This is a genomic window from Paraburkholderia sp. BL6665CI2N2, from assembly GCF_004366535.1.
GTDB lineage: Bacteria > Pseudomonadota > Gammaproteobacteria > Burkholderiales > Burkholderiaceae > Paraburkholderia.
Map to the genome: position 1 here is coordinate 5,827,030 of NZ_SORC01000001.1, position 22,017 is coordinate 5,849,046.

General features: G+C 62.6%; 22 protein-coding genes. 6 read left to right on the plus strand and 16 right to left on the minus strand.

All coding sequences use genetic code 11. The annotated features are described in order from the left end of the window. Window positions 1–14 precede the first annotated feature (14 nt). The 5 genes from metW to argB all read right to left on the minus strand — a co-directional run bounded on the left by metW (window position 15) and on the right by argB (window position 4,653). Window positions 15–623: a methionine biosynthesis protein MetW gene (gene metW / locus B0G81_RS26170; RefSeq protein WP_012431403.1), complete on the minus strand. Its 609-nt coding sequence runs from the start codon at window positions 621–623 to the stop codon at window positions 15–17. Continuing rightward, window positions 620–1,765, minus strand: a complete 1,146-nt coding sequence (locus tag B0G81_RS26175) for a homoserine O-acetyltransferase (protein WP_134139054.1) — start codon at window positions 1,763–1,765, stop codon at window positions 620–622. The genes metW and B0G81_RS26175 overlap by 4 nt, the downstream gene beginning before the upstream one ends. Window positions 1,766–2,075: 310 nt before the next feature. Further along, window positions 2,076–2,759 carry a nucleoid occlusion factor SlmA gene (slmA, locus tag B0G81_RS26180; protein ID WP_134139060.1) on the minus strand — a complete coding sequence of 228 codons (684 nt, stop codon included), beginning with the start codon at window positions 2,757–2,759 and terminating at the stop codon, window positions 2,076–2,078. Then, window positions 2,726–3,529: a pyrimidine 5'-nucleotidase gene (locus B0G81_RS26185; protein WP_134139067.1), complete on the minus strand. Its 804-nt coding sequence runs from the start codon at window positions 3,527–3,529 to the stop codon at window positions 2,726–2,728. Before B0G81_RS26185 ends, slmA begins: the two co-directional genes overlap by 34 nt. Window positions 3,530–3,753: 224 nt before the next feature. Beyond that, a complete protein-coding gene (gene argB / locus B0G81_RS26190; RefSeq protein ID WP_007179687.1) occupies window positions 3,754–4,653 on the minus strand; it encodes an acetylglutamate kinase in 900 nt (299 codons plus the stop codon). 265 nt (window positions 4,654–4,918) lie between these two features. On the opposite strand from argB, the gene B0G81_RS26195 reads away from it, so the two are divergent. Further along, the gene (locus B0G81_RS26195) at window positions 4,919–5,137 is read left to right on the plus strand and encodes a cysteine-rich CWC family protein (protein ID WP_134139072.1); all 219 of its coding nucleotides are present in this window, start codon (window positions 4,919–4,921) and stop codon (window positions 5,135–5,137) included. A gap of 189 nt (window positions 5,138–5,326) precedes the next feature. Here the strand turns inward: B0G81_RS26195 and B0G81_RS26200 are convergent, their stop codons facing one another. Then, the gene (locus B0G81_RS26200; protein ID WP_134139078.1) at window positions 5,327–6,964 is read right to left on the minus strand and encodes a tetratricopeptide repeat protein; all 1,638 of its coding nucleotides are present in this window, start codon (window positions 6,962–6,964) and stop codon (window positions 5,327–5,329) included. A gap of 133 nt (window positions 6,965–7,097) precedes the next feature. Between B0G81_RS26200 and B0G81_RS26205 the strand changes: the two genes are divergently transcribed. Continuing rightward, window positions 7,098–8,408, plus strand: coding sequence for an ATP-binding protein (locus B0G81_RS26205; protein ID WP_134139082.1), 1,311 nt, complete (start codon window positions 7,098–7,100; stop codon window positions 8,406–8,408). Beyond that, window positions 8,405–8,947 (plus strand): response regulator transcription factor, encoded by a 543-nt coding sequence (locus B0G81_RS26210; protein WP_012431409.1) that lies wholly within the window; start codon window positions 8,405–8,407, stop codon window positions 8,945–8,947. The genes B0G81_RS26205 and B0G81_RS26210 overlap by 4 nt, the downstream gene beginning before the upstream one ends. A 141-nt stretch (window positions 8,948–9,088) precedes the next feature. Here B0G81_RS26210 and hslU read toward each other — a convergent pair whose 3' ends face one another. From hslU to B0G81_RS26255, 9 genes are all read right to left on the minus strand, one after another. After that, window positions 9,089–10,435, minus strand: a complete 1,347-nt coding sequence (gene hslU, locus B0G81_RS26215; RefSeq protein WP_106283935.1) for an ATP-dependent protease ATPase subunit HslU — start codon at window positions 10,433–10,435, stop codon at window positions 9,089–9,091. A 9-nt stretch (window positions 10,436–10,444) separates the two neighbouring features. Beyond that, on the minus strand, window positions 10,445–10,981 hold the full coding sequence (hslV, locus tag B0G81_RS26220) for an ATP-dependent protease subunit HslV (protein WP_106283934.1): 537 nt from the start codon (window positions 10,979–10,981) through the stop codon (window positions 10,445–10,447). A 473-nt stretch (window positions 10,982–11,454) separates the two neighbouring features. Next, window positions 11,455–11,874, minus strand: coding sequence for an RNA polymerase-binding protein DksA (dksA, locus tag B0G81_RS26225; protein ID WP_012431412.1), 420 nt, complete (start codon window positions 11,872–11,874; stop codon window positions 11,455–11,457). Between the two features lie 677 nt (window positions 11,875–12,551). Further along, entirely contained in the window at window positions 12,552–13,640 is a 1,089-nt protein-coding gene (locus tag B0G81_RS26230; RefSeq protein ID WP_134139088.1) for a GTP-binding protein, read from the minus strand. A 202-nt stretch (window positions 13,641–13,842) separates the two neighbouring features. After that, the gene (locus tag B0G81_RS26235; protein ID WP_134139093.1) at window positions 13,843–15,045 is read right to left on the minus strand and encodes a class I SAM-dependent rRNA methyltransferase; all 1,203 of its coding nucleotides are present in this window, start codon (window positions 15,043–15,045) and stop codon (window positions 13,843–13,845) included. A 94-nt stretch (window positions 15,046–15,139) separates the two neighbouring features. After that, on the minus strand, window positions 15,140–16,063 hold the full coding sequence (gene xerC, locus B0G81_RS26240; protein WP_134139096.1) for a tyrosine recombinase XerC: 924 nt from the start codon (window positions 16,061–16,063) through the stop codon (window positions 15,140–15,142). Between the two features lie 39 nt (window positions 16,064–16,102). Then, window positions 16,103–16,825 (minus strand): DUF484 family protein, encoded by a 723-nt coding sequence (locus tag B0G81_RS26245; protein WP_134139102.1) that lies wholly within the window; start codon window positions 16,823–16,825, stop codon window positions 16,103–16,105. 57 nt (window positions 16,826–16,882) lie between these two features. Next, window positions 16,883–17,770 (minus strand): diaminopimelate epimerase, encoded by an 888-nt coding sequence (gene dapF / locus B0G81_RS26250; RefSeq protein ID WP_134139106.1) that lies wholly within the window; start codon window positions 17,768–17,770, stop codon window positions 16,883–16,885. A gap of 94 nt (window positions 17,771–17,864) precedes the next feature. Next, the gene (locus B0G81_RS26255) at window positions 17,865–18,749 is read right to left on the minus strand and encodes a lipid A biosynthesis lauroyl acyltransferase (protein ID WP_134139111.1); all 885 of its coding nucleotides are present in this window, start codon (window positions 18,747–18,749) and stop codon (window positions 17,865–17,867) included. A gap of 277 nt (window positions 18,750–19,026) precedes the next feature. Here B0G81_RS26255 and metK point away from each other — a divergent pair, with 277 nt between their 5' ends. After that, entirely contained in the window at window positions 19,027–20,217 is a 1,191-nt protein-coding gene (gene metK, locus B0G81_RS26260; RefSeq protein ID WP_012431419.1) for a methionine adenosyltransferase, read from the plus strand. A gap of 183 nt (window positions 20,218–20,400) precedes the next feature. Here the strand turns inward: metK and B0G81_RS26265 are convergent, their stop codons facing one another. Beyond that, the gene (locus B0G81_RS26265; protein ID WP_134139116.1) at window positions 20,401–20,766 is read right to left on the minus strand and encodes a hypothetical protein; all 366 of its coding nucleotides are present in this window, start codon (window positions 20,764–20,766) and stop codon (window positions 20,401–20,403) included. Here B0G81_RS26265 and B0G81_RS26270 point away from each other — a divergent pair. Further along, entirely contained in the window at window positions 20,765–20,980 is a 216-nt protein-coding gene (locus B0G81_RS26270; RefSeq protein ID WP_116118681.1) for a hypothetical protein, read from the plus strand. The two genes, B0G81_RS26265 and B0G81_RS26270, sit on opposite strands and share 2 nt — an antisense overlap. Window positions 20,981–21,226: 246 nt before the next feature. Continuing rightward, window positions 21,227–21,988: a phytanoyl-CoA dioxygenase family protein gene (locus tag B0G81_RS26275; protein WP_134139120.1), complete on the plus strand. Its 762-nt coding sequence runs from the start codon at window positions 21,227–21,229 to the stop codon at window positions 21,986–21,988. Window positions 21,989–22,017: the final 29 nt, after the last annotated feature.

Below are 22,017 nucleotides of genomic sequence, written 5' to 3' on the forward strand. Positions count from 1 at the left end.
GTGGATAAGTGGCGTTAGCTTTTCTTGACGCGATAGACCGCAAGACTACCACGCCAGTTCACCCCCCACCGCACCACCTGACCGTCGTGCAGCACCACGCGGTCCAGAATTTCGATGCCGACTTCCGGCGCGAGCGCCTCGAAATCCTCGATGGTCAGTACCCGCACGTTCGGCGTGTTGTGCCACTGATAAGGCAGCGACTTCGACACCGGCATGCGCCCCTGCAGCACCGAGAGCCGATGCGCCCAGTAGCCGAAGTTCGGGAACGACACGATACATTCCTTGCCGACCCGGACGGTCTCGCGCAAGATCGCCGCCGTCTGATGAATGGTTTGCAGCGTCTGCGACAGAATCGCGAAATCGAAGCTGCCGTCTTCGAACAGGCGCAGGCCGTCTTCCAGATTCTGCTGGATTACGTTGACGCCGTTCTGCGTCGACGCCAGCACGCCCGCGTCGTTGATTTCGATGCCGTAGCCCTGCACGTCCAGTTCTTCGGTCAGCAGCGAGAGCAGCGAGCCGTCGCCGCAGCCCAGATCCAGCACCGTGGCGCGCGGTTCGACCCAGCGCGCGATCGCGCGGAAGTCCGGACGCAGCGCCAGGTAATCGAGTGCTCGCTGGTTCATGCGTTCACCTCGTTCGCAATACGTTCGTAGTAGGCGCGCATCAGGTTGTGATAGCGCGCGTCGTCGAGCAGGAAGGCGTCGTGGCCGTGCGGCGCGTCGATTTCCGCATACGTGACCGTGCGCTTGTGGTCGAGCAGCGCTTTCACGAGTTCGCGCGAGCGGGCCGGCGCGAAACGCCAGTCGGTCGAGAAGCTGGCGATCAGATATTTCGCCGTGGTGTGCGCGACAGCGGCTGTCAGATCGCCGTCGAAAGCCTTGGCCGGATCGAAATAGTCAAGCGCGCGGGTGATCAGCAGGTAGGTGTTCGCGTCGAAGTAGTCGGCGAATTTGTCGCCCTGATAACGCAGATAAGACTCCACTTCGAATTCCACGTCGAAGTTGAAGTTATACGCGTCTACCGCGCCTTCCGCGCGACGCAGCGAGCGGCCGAATTTCTCGGCCATGTCGTCGTCCGACAGATACGTGATGTGGCCGATCATGCGCGCGACGCGCAAGCCGCGCTTCGGCTTCACGTTATGCGCGTAGTAGTTGCCGCCGTGGAAATCCGGGTCCGACAGAATCGCCGAGCGCGCGACCTCGTTGAACGCGATGTTCTGCGCCGACAGCTTGGGCGTGGACGCGACCACGATGCAATGACCGACGCGCTCCGGATACATCATGCTCCACGCCAGCGCCTGCATGCCGCCGAGGCTGCCGCCCATCACCGCCGCGAAACGCGTGATGCCGAACTGATCGGCGACGCGCGCCTGGGCGTTGACCCAGTCTTCCACTGTCACGACCGGAAACGTGGCGCCGTACGGGTTGCCGGTGGCCGGGTCGATACTCATCGGCCCGGTCGAGCCGAAGCATGATCCGAGGTTGTTCACACCGATCACAAAGAACTTGTCGGTGTCGAGCGGCTTACCCGGCCCGACCATGTTGTCCCACCAGCCGATGTCCTTGGGATTGTCAGCGTACACGCCCGCCACGTGATGCGACGCGTTGAGCGCGTGGCACACCAGCACCGCGTTGCTACGCGCGGCGTTGAGCGTGCCGTAGGTCTCGACCATCAGGTCGTAACCGGCGAGCGAGCTGCCGTTCTGCAATTGCAGCGGCTCGGAGAAATGCATTTTGTGGGGAGCGACGATACCGATCGATTCCATTCATTCCGCCATTTGTCGAAACAGGGCGGCTAAACGGCGTCGGCGAAAGCACGGAGGAACGACTGTGTGCGTGGCTGACGACCTCTTTAGCCGCATTTATAGTGAACCGCGGGAAACGTTCCCGGCAGTTCGCGCGCCCGCAATCGAGTCAGCAAATCGGCGCGTATAAGGTTTTCAAGCAGGTGTTCAGGGTGTTGCGGACAACGGTTCCGAATGAATCGGGGTCCCGCGGTCAGGCGCAAAGTATAGCGGAAATTTTTGTGCGGCAACGTCGCGGGCGCAGAGCGTGGCGCGACGCAAGCCGCGCGGACTACTGAAGAATCAGAAGCAGTTGCGCGTCGGCGTGGTCGGCGGGCGGCCGCGCGAAGCCGCTGCGCACATAGCGATGCCAACGGCCGATGATATAGCTCAGCAGCAGACTCGCGCGGATCGCGGGATCGTAGCCGGCCGGCAGCGGCACGGCGTCCTCGCCCGAGTTCGCCGTGGTGTTCGCTTCCATTTGCGCAAGCCGCAGGCATTGCTTCAACGACGCCTCGACGCGCTCCAGCATCTGATTGACGCGCTCGGTCAGCCGTTCATGCTCGCCGACCAGCGCCTCGCACGTCAGCACGCGCGTCATGCCGGGGTTCTTCGCGGGGAAGTTGAGCAGCATCAGCGCAATCGAGCGCGCCTGCAACACGCCGTTGCTTTCCTTCTCGACGATCTGGTTGATCAGCCCGAAGATGGTCTGCTCGATGAACTCGATGAGCCCTTCGAACATTTGCGCCTTGCTGGCGAAATGACGATACAGCGCGGCTTCCGAGACGCCGAGCCGGGCGGCCAGCGCCGCCGTGGTGATCTTTTCGCTCTTGGGCGCCTCCAGCATCGCGGCAAGCGTCTGGAGAATGTGCACGCGGCGCTCGCCCGGCTTCAGGCGCTGCGCGCGCGGGGCGGCGAGCGTGGTGGTCGGTTCGTGTTCGGTTAAGACTTCGTCAGGCTTGTCGATCGGCTGCATGGCTGTCGTCCCGTCTGCTGTCTCTTCAATCGAACCGAGCGGGTGCTCAGTCGTAGCGATTTTAACGAACGAATGCTTCTATCGACATAGTGTGGCCGGCCGGTGCCCGGCAGGCGAGTCGGTATGCCGTCCGCGTGCGGCTTGCGTGGCAGATGGCCGGTGATCCACACCGTGCGGATGCCGAGCCGCCGATAGTTTTTCAAGTGCGAGCGCGTGTCTTCGACGAGGATCACGTCCTTTAGCGAAACGTGCGCGTCGCGCATGGCCTTGCGCAACATCGCGTGGTCGGGCTTGGCGCGCCAGCGGCGGCGATCGCGCATATGTTCGATGGCGATCACCTGTTCGAACAGACGCTCGATTCGCAGTTCGGCGAGCACCGCGCGCGCGTAGGCTTCGGGCGCGTTCGTCAGCACGATCTTGCGGCCTGGCAGGGCAGCGACGAGGCGCGCGACGCCGCGTTCATGGCGGATCATCGAACCGAGATCGGGGAAGGTGTGCACGACCTTCAGGAAGTCGTTCGCGTCGAGCGGATGGTGGCGTGTCAGGCCCAGCAGCGTCGCGCCATAGCGTTGCGTGTAGCCGGTGCGCAGACGGTTTGCTTCGTCGATATCTACTTGCAGCGTGTCGATGATGTACTGCGTCATCCCCTGATTGATCGCCGGAAAAATCGCGTGCGACGCGTGATGGAGCGTGTTGTCGAGATCGAACAGCCAGACCGGACGGCCACCTGCGATGTGCGGACGACGGTTTCGGGAGGTGGGAGTGCGCATGGTGGAGAACGCCGTTCAGGCGCGAACAGTCGCCTCACGCGGCGAACGCGAACGGTTCACGGTGCGGGTGGCGAGCAAGGACGAGGTAGCCGGGTGGTGCTTTGTGGCGGCGCGCCGCTGCGAGCCGCCGAAGGTGTAGCGCGCGCCGTATGACTGCCCAGCGCAACAGCACGGCACACAGGGCACGCCATGACGTGCCGCGTGTGCCGGATTTGAGGCAGGAATCAATGCGAACGGATCATCGTGCCGAACGGCTGTTCGGTGAGAATTTCCAGCAGCACCGAGTGCTCGATACGGCCGTCGATGATATGCACCGAGCGCACGCCGCTCTTGGCCGCGTCCAGCGCCGACGAGATTTTCGGCAGCATGCCGCCGGAGATCGTGCCGTCGGCGAACAGGCCGTCGATTTCGCGCGCCGACAGATCGGTCAGCAGATTGCCTTCCTTGTCCATCACGCCGGGGATGTTGGTCATCATCACGAGCTTTTCGGCGTTCAGCACCACCGCCAGCTTGCCCGCGACCAGATCCGCGTTGATGTTGTACGAGAGGCCGTCTTCGCCGAAGCCGATCGGCGAGATCACCGGAATGAACGCGTCATCTTGCAGCGCTTTCACGACCGCCGGATTGATCGCCTCGACTTCACCCACCTGGCCAATATCCACGTACTGGCCAGGATTGTCGCGATCCGGCATCAGCATCTTGCGTGCGTGGATCAGGCCGCCGTCCTTGCCCGTCAGACCGACCGCGTGGCCACCGAAGTGGTTGATCAGCGTGACGATGTCCTGCTGCACTTCGCCGCCGAGCACCCATTCGACGACTTCCATCGTCTCTTCGTCGGTGACGCGCATGCCCTGAATGAACGTGCCTTGTTTGCCGATCTTTTTCAGCGCCTGATCGATCTGCGGACCGCCGCCGTGCACGATGACCGGATTGATGCCGACCAGCTTGAGCAGGATCACGTCGCGCGCGAAGCCTTGCTTGAGCCGCTCTTCGGTCATGGCGTTGCCGCCGTATTTGATGACCACGGTCTTACCGTGATACTGACGAATGTAGGGAAGCGCCTCGGCCAGGATTTCAGCCTTCAGGGTGGGCGCGATCTGCGAAAGGTCGGGAAGCTCGGACATGGCGGCAGGCTCAGGCACGGAACAGTTGAAACAGGGCGAATTGTACAGGACTGGCGCGCTGCAACAGGGTTTTCGATAGTTGCGCGGGCGGCGGGCGCCGTGGGCTTTGCGCACCGCGCAATCACAGCCCGCACACGCCAACGGACGACAAAGCGTACCGCGCCTCGGAGGTGCCCGTAAATTAGCCGAACGGACGACTCACGGTGGTTCGCCAGTCGTGGCATCATTTCCTGATCCCCGTTGCTGCGAGGGTGTCCAGGCTGTCATGAAACCGTCCGTTTCCCGTTCTGAAGGCCGCGCGCGCTGCCCGCGCTGCGGCAACGCGTTCGATTGCGCCATGCACAGCCAGCCATTTGACTGCTGGTGCCGTGAGATGCCGCCGTTGCCGGCGGACCGCCTCGATCCGGCTCGGCGCTGTTTGTGTCCTGAATGTCTTGCGGCGGAGATTGCGCAGGCCGCTCAGGTGAGACCCGGCGGCGTGTGATTGGTGGGGGCAGGCCACGGGAAGTGGCGTAGCTTGGGGAAAGCACAGTCAGTCCCCGGGGGTGTTGCTAGCTGGCGAGCGTGCCACTGGCCTACGGACGCAGCGTCGCCGGCTTGCGGGCGCGCCACCGGCTCACGGTAGCGCCACCGACTCACGGTAGCGCGATCCGCCTATATAAGCGCCGCGCGCTTACGCCGCCCGGCGGTACTGAGCCGCAAGCGCACTCAGATCACGCGCGACGGCTTCCAGCGCCGGCTCCCACTGACCGAATTGCGGCTGCCGGTAAAGCGTGGCGCTCGGATACCACGGGCTGTCGCGGCGGTCGAGCAGCCAGACCCAATGCGGGTTGACGTCGAGTAGCACCCACGTGCGCTGGCCGAGTGCGCCGCTCAGATGCGCCGCCGAGGTGCAAACCGTAATGACGAGATCGAGCGCGCCGACAAACGCGGCTGTATCGTCGAAGGTCGCGAATTCGGCGGTGTAGTCGGTCATCGGTAAGCCGGCCGCACATGCCGCCGCCACGTCCGCGCCAGCGCCCGGCTGCAACGAATAGAACGCCACGTCCTGCATGCCGCCGAAGTGAGCCGCGTAGCGCTCCCAGCCGACACGCCGGAACGGATTGCGTTGATGTCCGTGGCTGCCGGTCCACGTCAACCCGACTTTGAGCCGCGATTCCCCGGCCAGCCGCTCTTGCCATGAGTTGATGGCCCGCGGGTCCGCTTGCAGATAGGGCGCCGCCGGAATCGTTTCTTCGCGCGTGTCGAAAATCAGCGGCAGGCTCAGCAAAGGAACCTCGTAATCGAACGCCGGCAGCGATTCGACCCCGCCACCGGCTGAAAACTCGTCCGCATGAGCGCCGAGGCTGCGCGCGAGCAGCGCGCCCATCTGCGGAAATGAATTCCAGACGAGACGGCCGCCTTCGCGATGGACGCGTTCGGCCAGCATTGGAATGTAGCGGCAGAACTGCAACAGGTCGCCCATGCCTTGCTCGCCCCACACGAGCAATGTCTTTCCGGCAAGCGGTTCGCCGCGCCAAACCGGCGCCGGCATTACCGGACGGTTGCCGCCCAATTCCGAAGAACCGTCCCAGCGCGCTTCATGCGATGCCCAACCGTGCGCATAATCGGCATGCACAAGCTGCAGCATGGAGAGGTTGGAGCGCATGCTGGCGTCGTCGGGGGCTAGCGCGCAAGCGGTTTGGGCGGCTTGCACCGCGTCGTCCCAACGTTGCGCTTCACGCAGCGTCAGCCCATAGTTGTTGTGCGCCAGCGGGCTATGCGGCGCGCATTGAACGGCCTTTGCGCCGGCTTCGAGCGCGCGCGGCAGGTCCATATTTATACGGTAAGCGTGCGTGAGATTGGTCCAGCCGTCGCCCTCATCGGGTTCATCGCGGACGGCATTTTCCAGCAGCGTGATCCGTTCGTTCAGGTCGCCGCCGGTGAACGTCAGCGCAGCGGCAAGATTGTTGCACAGGCGCGGCAAACGCGGATCGATTGTGAGTGCATGGCGATAGGGCGCGATGGCTTCGGCATGCCGGTTCGCCATCTGCAGCGCGTAGCCGAGGCGAAAGTGTGCAAGAGCGTTGCGCGGATCGAGTTGGGCAATAATGGCGGCGAGTTCGATTGCGTCGCCGGAGCGCTGTTGCTCGAGCAGCTTGGCCATGAGCGAACTGAGCGAGGCGTCGTCGAGCGGATGAATTCGCGCCGCGGCGTCGAGGCAGTCGGCTTCGGCCTGCGCCGTGCCGGTTTGCCGGGCTGCGACGGCTTGTCGCAGAACAGTCAGGAAAGCTGAAGAGGCGTCGGCCTCGCTGTGGGGAGTCGGTAGCATGGATGGGTTGCGCGATGAAGGAGCCGAAGAAAAGTTCGTTCCCGTTAAGCGCTATCGCAAAAATTCCATGTTACCGACGCAAGGCCGCGAGGTAAGTCGGACTAGTCCGAACAGGTAAATTAAAGTTAAAGTCATGCACCGAATCACCAACACTGGCCGCGTCAATCTCGGGCATCTGTTCTGGCTGCGCAGCCTCGCGATCATTGGCCAGTTGATGACGATTGCGTTCGTGCAGATTTTCATCGGCGTGCACTTGCCGCTGCCCGCCATGCTGCTGGTGATCGCGCTCGAAGTGATCTTCAACGGAATCACATGGTGGCGTGTCTCGCAGCAGCGCCCCGAATCCAACATGGAATTGTTCGGCCAGATCTGGGTCGATCTGGGCGCGTTGTCCGCGCTGCTGTTTCTCTCCGGTGGCACCACCAACCCATTCGTTTCGCTCTACCTGCCGTCGCTCGCCATCGCCGCGGCCGTGCTGCCGTGGCATCTGATGGCGTGGCTCGCGGCGTTCGCCGTGGCCTGTTACGCAGTCCTCGGTTTCGATTCCGTACCGCTGAATCTCGACAATCCGGCGAACCTGTTCGACTACTACCGAGCCGGCATGTGGGTGAACTTCATGGTCAGCGTCGGCCTCATTGCATGGTTCGTTGCGCGCATGTCGCGAGCATTGCGGCTACGTGACGCAGCGCTCGGAGACGCGCAGCAGCGCTTGCTTCACGACGAACGCGCGGTCGCTCTGGGTGTGCAGGCCGCTACCGTCGCGCACGAAATCGGAACGCCGTTGTCTACAATTGCCATGTTGTCCGAAGAATTACGAGATGCAGCGCGTTCAGATAAGGGACTTGCACCTTATAGCGCCGATCTCGAATTGCTCGAACAGCAGATGACCCTGTGTACGTCGGCGCTTGCACGCTTGCGCAGCCGGGCATCGACAACGACCAACCGGCAGCAGGTCGGCGAGTGGCTCGAATCGTTTGCCGAGCAGTGGCGCTTGCGTCATCCGCATGTGAAGTTCGAGCGGGTTGGCGTGCCGCCGGCGGATGTCAGTCTTGACGATACGGTGGCCGTGAGTCAGATTCTCACGATTTTGCTCGACAACGCCGCGCGTGCAAGCCGCGATCACGTGACGCTGTCCTGCGCGCTGGGGGCGCGCGGCGACCAGATCGTCTTCGAAGTATGTGATGCAGGCCCCGGCATTCCGGCCACGTTGCGCGGCTCGCTCGGAGCGATGCCGGTCGAGAGCACGCAAGGTGGGCACGGTGTGGGCCTCTATCTGGCTTTTTCGGCGGCGGCGCGTCTGAACGGGTCGATCGAACTGACCGATGTCAGCACGATCAAGCCGCGTGGCACGCGCGCGGTCCTTAAGCTGCCGCTCGCCGGACGCAAATTTTCTGGCAAAGGCCGTCAAGGCGCTGCGCCATCCAACACGGAGAAACAGGCATGAGCGATATGAATTTTCTGGTGATCGACGACGATGAGGTGTTCTCCGGCATCCTCGCTCGTGGGCTCACCCGGCGCGGCTACACGGTGAGCGAGGCGCACAACGCGGATGAGGCCATCAAACTGGCGAATCAGCAGAAGTTCAGCCAGATCACGGTGGATCTGCATCTCGGCAACGACTCGGGTCTCACGCTCGTCGCACCGTTGCGCGATTTGCAGCCCGACGCGCGCATGCTGGTGCTGACGGGTTATGCGAGCATCGCCACCGCGGTGCAGGCGGTGAAAGACGGTGCGGATAATTATCTGGCCAAACCTGCCAACGTCGAGACCATTCTGTCGGCGCTGCAAAGTGAAGCGAGTGCGCTGCAAGCTGAAGAGGCGATCGAGCATCCCACGCCGCTGTCGGTGGCGCGTCTGGAGTGGGAGCATATTCAACGCGTGCTCGCCGAGCACGGCGGCAATATTTCGGCTACCGCGCGCGCGTTGAACATGCATCGTCGCACGCTGCAGCGCAAGCTGGCGAAGCGGCCGGTCAAGCAATAAGAGCCTCGATTCAATTCCGCTTGCCGTAGGCAAAGAAAAAACGGGCTGCCAGATCAAAGGCAGCCCGTTTTCTTATACGCTTTGCATCTGTTCCGCATCAAGCAGTGAAAGCAACGGAACGAGGCAATCCCGGCAACGACATCACAGCACGTAGCGCGAGAGATCCTCGTCTTCCGCCACTTCGTTCAGCGCGCGATCGACATAAGCCGCGTCGATCTGCACCGTCCGGCCCGAGTGATTGCCGGCCGCGAACGAAACTTCTTCGAGCAGTTTCTCGATCACCGTGTACAAACGCCGTGCGCCGATGTTCTCGGTCTTTTCGTTCACCGAGTACGCGATCTCGGCGAGGCGGCGGATGCCGTCGTCGGCGAATTCCAGGTGCACGTCTTCGGTCGCGAGCAATGCCTGGTATTGCTTGACGAGGCTCGCATCCGTGGAAACCAGGATCGATTCGAAGTCGTTCACCGAGAGCGAGTCCAGTTCGACGCGAATCGGAAAGCGGCCTTGCAGTTCCGGAATCAGATCGCTCGGCTTGGCCAAATGGAATGCACCGCTCGCAATGAACAGGATGTGATCGGTCTTCACCATGCCGTACTTGGTGTTGATCGTGGTGCCTTCGACCAGCGGCAGCAGATCGCGCTGCACGCCCTGACGCGAAACTTCGCCGCCGCCGGCTTCGTTGCGCGAGGCGATCTTGTCGATTTCGTCGAGAAACACAATGCCGTTCTGCTCGACGTTCTGCACAGCCTTGGTTTTCACCTCTTCGTCGTTCAGCATCTTGCCGGCTTCTTCGTCGGTGAGAACCTTCAGCGCTTCTTTCACCTTCAGCTTGCGGCGCGTTTTCTTGCCGCCGCCGATGTTCGCAAACATCGAGCGGATCTGCTCGGTCATGTCTTCCATGCCCGGCGGCCCCATGATGTCCATGCCGACTTGCGGCTGTTCCACGTCGAGCTCGATTTCCTTGTCGTCGAGCAAGCCTTCGCGCAGACGCTTGCGGAAGGTCTGGCGTGTCGTGCTGCCTTCGTCGACGGTATCAGCCGCGCTCGAACTCGCGCCGAAGCCGACGGGCCGCGCGCTCGGCAGCAAAATATCGAGGATGCGGTCTTCGGCCTGATCTTCGGCCTTGGTCCGCACTTTGCGCATTTCCGTTTCGCGCGTCTGCTTGACGGAAATTTCGATCAGGTCACGCACGATGCTGTCCACGTCGCGGCCCACATAGCCGACTTCGGTGAACTTGGTGGCTTCGATCTTGATGAACGGCGCATCGGCCAGTTTCGCCAGACGCCGCGCAATTTCAGTCTTGCCGACGCCGGTCGGTCCGATCATCAGAATGTTCTTCGGCGTGATTTCCTGACGTAGCGGATCTTCAACCTGCTGACGGCGCCAGCGATTGCGCAGCGCCACCGCCACCGCTTTTTTCGCGCGGCCTTGGCCAATGATGTGTTTGTCGAGTTCCGAGACGATCTCGGCAGGGGTCATGGTGCTCATCGTGGGTCCTTACTCGATCGTCTCGATAACGCGGTTATGGTTCGTGTAGATGCACATGTCGCCGGCAATCTCCAGCGACTTCTCCACGATTTCACGGGGCGACAGATCAGTGTTGTGAGCGAGCGCGGTCGCCGCGGCTTGCGCATAAGCACCGCCGGAACCGATCGCGCAGATGCCGCCTTCCGGATCGAGCACGTCGCCGTTGCCGGTGATGACTAGCGTGGTCGTGGCATCCGCGGTGATCAGCATGGCTTCGAGACGGCGCAGCATGCGGTCGGTGCGCCAGTCTTTGGCGAGTTCGACGGCGGCGCGCGTGAGGTTGCCCTGATGTTTTTCCAGCTTCGCTTCGAAGCGGTCGAGCAGCGAGAAGGCGTCGGCCGTGCCGCCGGCGAAGCCGACCAGCACCTTGCCGTTATAGATGCGCCGGACTTTCTTCGCCCCGCCTTTCATGACGATGTTGCCTAGCGTCACCTGGCCGTCGCCGCCGAGCGCGACTTTGTCGCCGCGGCGCACGGAGACGATCGTCGTGCCGTGAAATTGCTCCATATGCGTTCCTCTTTGCAAAACGGGTAGGACGCGGCAGCGCACTGCGCTACCGCATGAATCCTGAAAGCGGACGGCGCGCGACGCTAACCAACCGGCCGGCGCGCGCTCGTGCAGCGCATGTCCGATTTATTTTAGGGCGTGCGCGGTCATATCAAGAGCCGGCAAATGGCATAAGACAAAAAACACGTGAATTGGTGCGGCGTGCGCGTCCGCGAGGCATCATGCGGCGCGGGGTCGGGATAGCATGAATCCCGCTCGCGGGCCGGCAAATGGCATAGGACAAGTACAGATGAGTTCGGAAGCGAACGCGGTGGTTACGCCGATAAGGAGGTGTCGACGCAAGGCCGAAACCGCCTGCACCACGGCGATGCCTCAGATATGCGTCACACAAAAGAAAAAGGCGCACGGCTCACCGTGCGCCTCTCGACGAAGCAGCGTTTCAGGGCGCGGAGCCGAAGCCGCGCCGCAAGCGTTCAGTCGCCGAACAGCTTCTGGCGCAGTTCGCGGCGCTCCTGCGCTTCGAGCGACAGGGTGGCCGTGGGCCGTGCGAGCAGACGCGGGATGCCGATCGGCTCGCCGGTTTCTTCGCACCAGCCGTAGTCGCCCGAGTCGATGCGCGCGATGGATTGCTGCACCTTCTTCAGCAGCTTGCGCTCGCGGTCGCGCGTGCGCAGTTCGAGCGCATGCTCTTCCTCGATCGTAGCGCGGTCGGCCGGGTCCGGCACGATGACCGTTTCGCGCAGGTTCTCGGTCGTCTGGCCGGCATTGCGGAGAATATCCGCCTGCAGTTGTTCGAGCTTGTTCTTGAAGAAGGCGAGCTGATCCTCATTCATGTAATCCTTGTCGCTCATCTTCAGGATTTCGGCTTCGGTCAAGAGTCGTTTCGTCGTCATCTGGCTTACTTCTTCAATGTGAGGCAAAACTCTTACATAGTGCCCGCACTTTCGTATTGCCCGCAAATGCGCCTCGAAGACGCTGAGCGCCAAGGCGGGCACGGACGGTGGACTGTCGTGACGCCGAAGCGCCTGGCGCCCACACGCCGGGCGTCGCAACGCTAATGCGGGGCCGAACTCCTCTGGAAACCGATTCTCAAATGCTCCTGAGGCATTGCTTGCCGACAGCGCGCCTTTTCAGGCGCTGCCAGCCGGCATTGTCGGCGTATCGTCCGGATAAGATTTTCCGGCGCCTTTCAGGCCCGTCGCGGGATACGCGCTGACCGGGCAATTCGTTGTCATTCTCCAGTGGGCACGTATTGTAACTGAACCACAATCTAGCGCCGCAAGTGGTGAAAATCCCCGTACGGCACCCCGATATCCCGAAAATATAACGCGCGCACGACCAAAAAGCGATGGTCGTGCACGCTTTAATACAGCAGGGTTTTCACGCGCTTTTCATACGCGCGACTTTTCAGTGAGCTTTCGGCCGCCGTTAAGGCGGATTCAGCAGATGATTTGGCCGGCGCGCGCTTTGCGCATATTTACATTCACGCATTAGCACGGCGCGTGCCGCGTCGCACGGCTCTCGGTCTGAATAAACGGCAAGCCCCGGACAAGCCGGGGCTTCGCATTCCTTAGGCGAGGCAGGCGTCCAGTCCGTCGGTGATCAGGTCTTGCGGCAGTTCGATGCCGATAAACACCATCTTGTTGGTCTTCTTCTCAATGGGCTGCCATTTGGCGGCCAGATCGCTGCCCATCATCTGATGCACACCCTGGAACACCACCTTACGATCGACGCCCTTCATATAGAGCACGCCCTTGTAGCGCAGCAGCCGCTCGCCATAAATCTGCAGAATGCCGCCGAGGAAGTCTTCCAGCTTGTTCGGATCGAACGGTCGGTCGCTGCGGTAGACGAATGATTTGATCTTGTCGTCATGGTGCGCATGGTGGTGATGCGCGTGATCGTGGCCTTCGTGATCGCATTTGCCGTGGTCGTGATCGCAGTTGGCGTGATCGTCATGGGTGTGGCCGTGCTCGTCATGCGCGTGAGCGTGGCTGTGCGCATGCTCATCTTCCACGAGGAAGTCCGGATCGATCTCGAGCTTCGAGTTCAGGTTGAACCCGCGCAGGTCGAAGATTTCCTTGATGTCCGCTTCGCCGAAATTGACCACCTTGATGGCCGCGCGCGGGTTCATATGCAGCAGGCGGTGGCGGAGATCGGCCAATTGGCTTTCATCGACCAGATCCGACTTCGTGATGAACAGGCGGTCGGCGAAACCGACCTGGCGCTGCACGACTTCGTGTTCGTCCAACTGGTGGTTCGCGTGCTTCGCGTCGACCAGGGTGATGATCGCGTCCAGCAGGAATTCATTGGCGATTTGGTCGTCCATGAAGAACGTCTGCGCAACCGGGCCCGGATTGGCGAGGCCGGTGGTTTCGATCACGACGCGGTCGAAATCCAGCTTGCCTGATTGCTTCTGCGCCGCCAGATCGCCCAGCACGCGCGACAGGTCGCCGCGAATCGTGCAGCAGATGCAGCCGTTGCTCATCTGGATGATCTGCTCGCTCGTGTCCTGCACGAGGATTTCGTTGTCGATGTTTTCTTCGCCGAACTCGTTCTCGATCACGGCGATCTTCATGCCGTGCTTTTCATTCAGGATGCGCTTGAGCAGGGTGGTTTTGCCGCTGCCGAGAAAGCCGGTCAGGATGGTGACTGGGATCATGTGGGTCGCCTGTATGGTCGTGTAACGGTGCGTAATCGGGTGAATAAGCGAATGCGTGTGCCGGGCGCGCAGCCGGGTGGCGCGCTGCCCTGTCCAGGCGGTTATTGAAACATATCTGTCAAGGCGACGCTGGCGGACCCTGGTTCGCGTCCGCTTTCGCCCAGGCGTCCGGCGCCGGAAACATTCCTGAAACTATGGGCGATCAGGCGATTTGCAACAGCAGGCCCTTCAGGTATTCGCCTTCGGGGAATGCAGTGAGCAATGGGTGATCCACCCCGGCGCCGAGCCGCTTAAGAATGCGAGCGTCCACGCGCGCGTCGGCGGCCGCGCCGGACACGATCTTCTGGAAAAGCTCGGCGTCGATCGCGCCGGAGCACGAATAGGTGAAGAGCAGGCCGCCCGGGCGCAGCAGCTTCAGGCCGGTCAGGTTGATATCCTTGTAAGCGCGCGCCGCACGGTCCACATGCTCACGTGACGGCGCGAATTTCGGCGGATCGAGCACGATCAGGTCGAAGCGCTCGCCTTCGTCGTGAAGGCGGCGGAGCGTTTTGAACGCGTCGGCGTCGAGCCAGGTGGCGCGCTCGGCGTCGAAGCCGTTGGCCGCGACGTTCTGTTGGGCGATCGCCAGTGCGTCGCCCGACGAATCGATCGACACCACGCGTTTGGCGCCGCCTTTCAGCGCCGCCAGCGAGAAGCCGCCGGTGTAACAGAAGCAGTTCAGCACCTCGCGATCCTGCGCGAGCTGTTGCACGAGCAGGCGGTTGTCGCGCTGATCGACGTAGAAACCGGTCTTGTGGCCGTTGCGCACGTCGACGTGATAGCGCACGCCGTTTTCGCTCGCAATCAACGCTTCCGACGGCGCTTCGCCCGCCAGCACGCCGGTGATCTGCTCAAGTCCTTCCTTCTGACGAATCGACACGTCCGAGCGTTCGTAGACGTTCGGGCAGCCGGTCGCGCCGGTCAGCGCCGCGACGATCGCTTCCTTCCACGCCTCGACGCCCGCCGCCATGAACTGGCAAACGAGTTGGCTGCGCTGGCCTTCGTCCTCGGCCACGTAATGATCGACGATCAAGCCCGGCAGTCCGTCGGCTTCGCCGAAAATCAGCCGCACCGCGCCGGTGTCGTGGACCATCGTCTGACGGTGCGCGAGCGCGCGCTGCACGCGGCGCTTGAAAAAGGCGTGATCGATCGGCTCGCTTTCGTCGAAGCTCCACACGCGGGCGCGGATCTGCGAGTGCGGGCTGTACGCCGCGCGCGCCAGGAAGCGGCCGTCGTGCGCGCGTACCAGCACGGTGGCGCCGGGCGCGGGATTGCCGTCGATCCGGTCGATCGCGTTGGCATAAACCCACGGATGGCGGCGCAGCAGCGACTTTTCTTTCGACGGTTTGAGCGTAACGGTATTCATCAGGGTGTCAGAGAGAGCAATGGGCCGCGCGGCACGGCGCACGCAGCAGGTAAGGCGGAGGCGGAGACCGTACGCCGCGAATCGAACCGCGGAATCAGTCGCGTTTTTTGGCGCGCGGATGCGCCCGATCGTAGACGTGCGCGAGATGCTGGAAATCGAGCGCGGTGTAGACCTGTGTCGCGGTGATGCTCGCGTGGCCGAGCAACTCCTGCACGGCGCGCAGATCGCCGCTCGACTGCAGCACGTGCGTGGCGAACGAATGCCGCAGCACGTGCGGATGCACATTGGCGGGAATGCCGGCGACCAGCGCCGCGCGCTTCACACGCTCGCGTACGACGTTCGGCGACAGGCGATTGCCGCGCGCCGAGAGAAACAGCGGATGCGGATCGTGCTTCACCATCTGATCGCGGACGGCGAGCCAGGCGCTCAAGGCTTCCAGCGCCTTGCTGCCGACCGGCACGACGCGGCGCCGGTTGCCCTTGCCGAGCACTTCGACTTCGGCGGAATCGAGCTTGAGCCAGCCGGCCGAGCGATAGCCGACGGCATCGGCAAAACGGGCGTCGAGCCCGACCAGTTCCGCGAGTCGCAGGCCGGACGAGTAGAACAGTTCGAGCATGGCGTGATCGCGCAAACCTTCGGGCGACGCGGCGGGCGGACTTTCCATCAGGCGCGTGGCGTCGTCGACGGATAGCGCTTTAGGCAGCGGTTTGGCCTGCTTCGGCGCGCGCACGGTCGCGACCGGATTGGCCGGCAGGTCGACGCGGCCGGCGAACCAGCGGTAAAACGCGCGCCACGCCGACAGCCGGTGGCTAATCGAGCGCGCCGTCAGGCCGCCTGCATGCGCCCGCGAAACAGCGCCGCGAATGTCCACGGCTGTGAGGCTTTCGAGCGGCCGGCCTTTGGCCAGCTGCTTGAGTTCTTCCAGTTCGTGGGCGTAGCCGCGCAGCGTATGCGCCGAGAGCCGCCGCTCGTGTTCGAGATTCGACAGATAGGCGGCGATCGGGTCGGCGGCGGTCACGGTGGGTTTTCGAGCGGCTGGCGCGGAGCTGAGCGCGGCTCAGCGCGGCAGCAGACGGCTCAGCGCCGCGCTGACCAGCGCGCCGATCTGCGTGAGGAAATCAGTGGCCATGCCGTCGTGGAAGCGGCGTGCGTCTGCCGAACCCATCACCAGCAGGCCGAAGGTCGGCGCTTCTTCCTTGCCTTCCGGATCGCGCAGCGCGAGCAGCGCGATCGACTCGGTTGCGTGCGCCGGCTCGGGCGCCGCGTGGCCGGCCGAGCCCTCGTCGCTTACCGTGGTCACGGAGGGCACCAGCCACTGCGCCGCCTCGAAGCCGGTATTCGCGCCGCAATACGGCGTGGTCAGGCTGTTAGCGAAAATGCGCACTTCTTCGCCGACATGGCGCGCGAAGTCGGCCTGGGCATACGGTTCGGCCACATCCCACACGCGCAGCGCGGCTTGCGGCACGTCGAAGATGTCGCGCAAACCGGTGGCGATCGTGCGCGGCAGCGCATACGGATCGCGCTCGGCCATCACGCGAATGGTCCAGCGGTTGAATTTCGACGCGATGCTGTCGTTCTCGTGGCCGTAGCGCAGGAGTTCGGCGAGGCGGCGTTCGAGGTGCTTGTTCTTGTCGCGCAGCATTTCCATCTGCCGTTCCTGCAGCGACACCGCGGCTTTGCCGTGCGGATTCGCGAGGCGGATCGTCGCGAGCATTTCCGCGTGTTCGGCGAAGAATTCAGGATTGGCGAGCAGGTATTCGGCGACTTCGCGATCGTTCATGGTTTCGGCTAAAGGACTACGGGGCGACGCCGTGGGGCGGCGCATCGGTCAATGAGTTTAAGCGGCCTGTGAATCGGCTAATGAGTCGGGCAGTTCGATTTCGCCTTCGAAGACGGTCGCGGCAGGGCCGGCCATCAGCAACGGCTGGTCGGCTTGCGCGGCGTCCCACGTGATGGTCAGTTTGCCGCCGTGTGTGTGCACGAGCACCGGCGCGTCCAGCAGCCCGCGCCGGATGCCGGCCGCGACGGCCGCGCAGGCGCCCGTTCCGCACGCCAGCGTTTCACCCGCGCCGCGTTCGTATACGCGCAGCTTGATCTCGCTGCGCCCGACGATCTGCATGAAGCCCGCGTTCACCCGCTGCGGAAAACGCGCATGCCGTTCGATCACCGGGCCTTCGACCAGCACGGGAAACGTTTCCACGTCGTCGACTACTTGCACGGCGTGCGGATTGCCCATCGATACCACCGAAATCCAGCGTGTCCTGCCGTTCACGTCGAGCGGCCAGAGCGTGTCGGCGCCTTCGCGGCGGCCTTCCAGGCCTTTCGTGGCGAACGGCACGCGTTCCGGGTCGAACACGGGCGTGCCCATGTCGACCAGCACTTCGCCGTTTTCCTGCATGGTCAGCGTGATGGTGCCCTTTTGCACCTGCACGCGCACGCTGCGTTGATCGGTGAGGCCCCTGTCGCGCACGAACTTGACGAAGCAGCGCGCGCCGTTGCCGCAATGCTCGACCTCGCCGCCGTCGCAATTGAAAATGCGATACCTGAAATCGACGCCGGCCACCGTGGGCTTCTCGACCAGCAGCAACTGGTCGGCGCCGACGCCGAAATGCCGGTCCGCGAGCGCGCGCACCTGCACCGGCGTCAGGTTGACCGGTTGGGTGTAACCGTCGAGCACGACAAAGTCATTGCCCGCGCCGTGCATTTTGGTGAATTTCAGTTTCATCACGCTATTGTAAGTGACCCGCCCACAGGTGGGCCCAAGCGCCGAGTTATTTCCGTGTTCGGACGCTTGCTTCGCACACCGCGAAGGCGGTCGCTCAATACACGCTCGGTTGACCCGGGGGCCGGGTCTTGAAGCGCTTGTGGACCCAGTAATACTGCTCGGGCATCAACGGAATCTGCTCTTCCAGGAAAGCGTTCATGCGACGGGCGTCGGCGTCGTCGTCGCCGGTCGGATAGTTCTCCCACGGCTTGAACACCTTGAGACGGTAGCCTTTGTAATTCGGCAGCACCTCGCCGATGAACGGCACGACCTGCGCGTGGCCGACCTTGGCAAGACGTCCCACGGCGGTCAGCGTACAGGTCGGCACGCCGAAGAACGGCACGAAGGTGGAATTGCGCGCGCCATAGTCCATGTCGGCGCCGAGCATGACCGGCTTGCGCTCGCGCAGCCAGCGCAGCACGATGCGCGCGCTGTCGGCGCGGCTCGCCATATCCGCGCCGAAACGCGCGCGCGCCGCTTTGGCGACTTCTTCCAGCTCCGGGTTCGACATCGGCTGATAGAGCGAGCCGCATTGGCGCTTGAGCGAATAGTTGAGGAAGATCGAACCGGCCTCGATACCCACGAAGTGAAAGCCGAGAAACAGCGTGGGCGGCAGATTCGGATCCGTCAGATCGATCGCGCTGTCGAGCTGGATCAGCTTTTCGAGCTTCTTCGCCGAGCCGAACCATTGCACGCTGCGCTCGAGGTAGCTGCGAATCGCGTGACGGAAATGCTTCTGCGCGACGTCATCGCGACGCTCGTCGCTCCACTCGGGAAAGCATAGTTTCAGGTTGATATGGACAATGCGTTTGCGCCGGCTCGGGATCTGATAGAGCAGCCAGCCGAGTCCGTCGCCAATGCGAGCGATAAGACCATAAGGCAACAGTGCAAACAGTTTCAGCAGCGCGATCGCGAGTTTGGCGCCATAGCGGCTCAGCATGCCGCCCCCTGAAAAAAGGCGCGGCACAGGACGGGCTTCAGAAAAGCGGAAAAGTTGACGTAATACCGCACTCTTGGACACTCTGTGACAATCATAAGAAGTCGCTATAATAAGGGCTTCGCCGAGTTAATAGACAACTTGCGGGGCGAAGCCGGTGGCTGCAATCCATGTGATTTGCGCCGCCTGGTCAGGTAATCCGCTAAAGCGTCGCCGCTTCAAGGCTCCCGAAGCTGGCTACGTGAAACTCAACCGTAACCACACAACAGGAGTCTGCAACGTGGCAAACGACTATCTCTTCACTTCCGAATCCGTTTCCGAAGGCCATCCCGACAAAGTCGCGGATCAGATTTCGGACGCCATTCTCGACGCCATTCTCGCTCAGGACAAATACTCGCGTGTCGCTGCGGAAACGCTGTGCAATACGGGTCTCGTCGTGCTGGCGGGTGAAATCACCACGACCGCTAACGTCGATTACATCCAGGTCGCGCGCAACACGATCAAGCGCATCGGCTACGACAATACGGACTACGGCATCGACTACCGAGGCTGCGCGGTGCTCGTCGCGTACGACAAGCAATCGCCGGACATCGCGCAAGGCGTGGACCGCGCGCACGACAACAACCTCGATCAAGGCGCGGGCGACCAGGGCCTGATGTTCGGTTACGCGTGCGAAGAAACGCCGGAATTGATGCCGCTGCCGATCCACCTGTCGCACCGTCTGGTGGAGCGTCAGGCGAATCTGCGCCGTGACGGCCGTCTGCCGTGGCTGCGTCCGGACGCGAAGTCGCAAGTCACCGTGCGTTATGTCGACGGCAAGCCGCATGCGATCGACACCGTGGTGCTGTCCACGCAGCATTCGCCGGATATCGATCTGGGCACGTTGCGCGAAGCCGTGATCGAAGAAGTCATCAAGCCGACGCTGCCGGCCGAACTCATCAAGGGCGACATCAAGTTCCTCGTGAACCCCACGGGTCGTTTCGTGATTGGCGGTCCGCAAGGCGATTGCGGTTTGACCGGCCGCAAGATCATCGTCGATACATACGGCGGTGCCGCACCACACGGCGGCGGCGCGTTCTCGGGCAAGGATCCGTCCAAGGTCGACCGTTCGGCGGCTTATGCCGGCCGTTATGTCGCGAAGAACATCGTGGCCGCAGGCCTCGCGTCGCGCTGCCTGATTCAGGTGTCGTACGCGATCGGCGTCGCCCAGCCGACGTCGGTGATGGTGAACACGTTCGGCACGGGTCGCGTGTCGGACGCAACCATCACGCGTCTCGTGCAGGAGCATTTCGATCTGCGTCCGAAGGGCATCATTCAGATGCTCGACCTGCTGCGCCCGATCTACGAGAAGAGCGCGGCCTACGGTCACTTCGGCCGTGAAGAGCCGGAATTCACGTGGGAATCCACGGACAAGGCATTGGCGCTCGCCGAAGCCGCCGGTACGGAACCGGTTGCCGCGCTGGCCGAATAAGCGCGAGCCGTCCGTTTCAGAAAAAAAACCCCGCTGGCGTGAGCCAGGCGGGGTTTTTTCATTTTGCGTCGGTTGCTTTGCTGCGCAGTCGACTGGCAGCTTCAACGGCTGCGAAGTCATCTTGCATCAGCGCAGCCATTGCAGCCGCGCCGGTCCGGAAACGTGCTGCGTTCCGTAATCGCCTTAACGGCTCGCAAATGCGAACGCGAACCAGCCGGTGCTGCCATTCGTCGACATACGACGCGGACGACGGCTCGTGTTCTGCGGCACGGCGACGGGGGCACGCGGCGCGGTGAGGCGCAGCGGCGTCGGTTTGCGCAGCAGTGTGCGCAGCGAAAAACGGCGCGAGCCGCCTTGCACACGCAAGGCCGAGAAGAACGTGTTGAACCAGGTGCGAATGCCGTCGACAGCTTTGGCATCGCGCCATTGTTCGCCGAGCGCGCGGGTGCGGGTGGCGTGATGGCGCAGCGCGCGCACGACATGGCGGCGCGCGGGACGCGCTGCTTTCAGTGCGGCGCGGGTAAGACGGGTGCTCAGGAGAGTATGCATGGCTTCACAAATAGGCAACGTGTCGCGCGACGGAATGTGCGCCAAGAAGAGCACCAAATGTGCCAATGGCGGTGTCGCGATGGACGGCGCGAAAGCCTGGAATTCGACGGAAAAGTGCACGGTGTACGGCGGAGTCGGCCTCGGCGGCCTGTACGCGGCGCGGAAGTGCGGGAATAACGATCAACATGCAGCGCAGGTTACACGCGATTCGTGACGTCATAAAGTCCGTTTTTACCCTGCGAATACGGGTTTTTACGGGGTAGATAGCGATTTGCGGCAGCGGGATCGCGCCCTTTGCGGTCGATTTTCGTGCGTGTCTGCCCGCTCGAAGTGCCGCACCATCGAGCCCGGCGCATGAAAGTAGTGCGTAAGGTGCGGTTTCTCGCGGGCGAAACGGCACACCTTGGGATCGCGCCCGCTTTACAATCTTGCATCGGCTTGTCGACAGTAACGGAACACCATGTCACTTCATTCCAAGAAAGAGCAGATTCAGACGTTGCGGGAGCAGGGTTTTGTCGTGGTGCCCGGATTGGTGTCGGCCGAGCGTTGCGATGAATTCAGGCAGATTGCGCAGCGTCAGTTGCAGGAAGCGGCCGCGCCGATCGAGTTCGAAGCGGATCTGCAGTATCCCGGCGCGCCGACCTCCAAACACGCGCCCGGCGGCCATACGGTGCGGCGGCTGCTGGATGCTTATGGCCGTCATCCGAGTTTCGCGCAATGGGCGACCGCGCCGGAGATTCGCGGCTGGATGGAACTGTATTTCGGCGAGGAGCCGCGTCTGTCACGCGCGCACCATAACTGCATGATGACCAAGCATCCGGCGTATGGCAGCTTGACCGGCTGGCACCGCGACGTAAGGTATTGGTCGTTCGAGCGGGACGATCTGGTATCGGTGTGGCTGGCGGTCGGCTCGGAAACGGTGGATAACGGCGCGCTGTGGCTAGTGCCGAAGTCGCACAACGCCACGTTCACTTCCGACCGGTTCGATCAGGCCAAATTTTTCCGCTCCGATCTGGAAGAGAATCAGGAGTGGATTCGCGCTGCGGTGTCGCCTGAACTCAAGCCCGGCGACGTGGTGTTTTTCCACTGCAATACATTGCATTCAGCCGGCAAGAACATCAGCGATCAAGTGAAGTTTTCGCTGGTGTACACCTATCACGGGGCGAGCAACGTGCCGTTGCCGGGAACCCGTTCGGCTGCGAAGCCCGAGGTGGCGTTTTAGGCTTTCCCGATTTGTCATGGCGGCGCTTC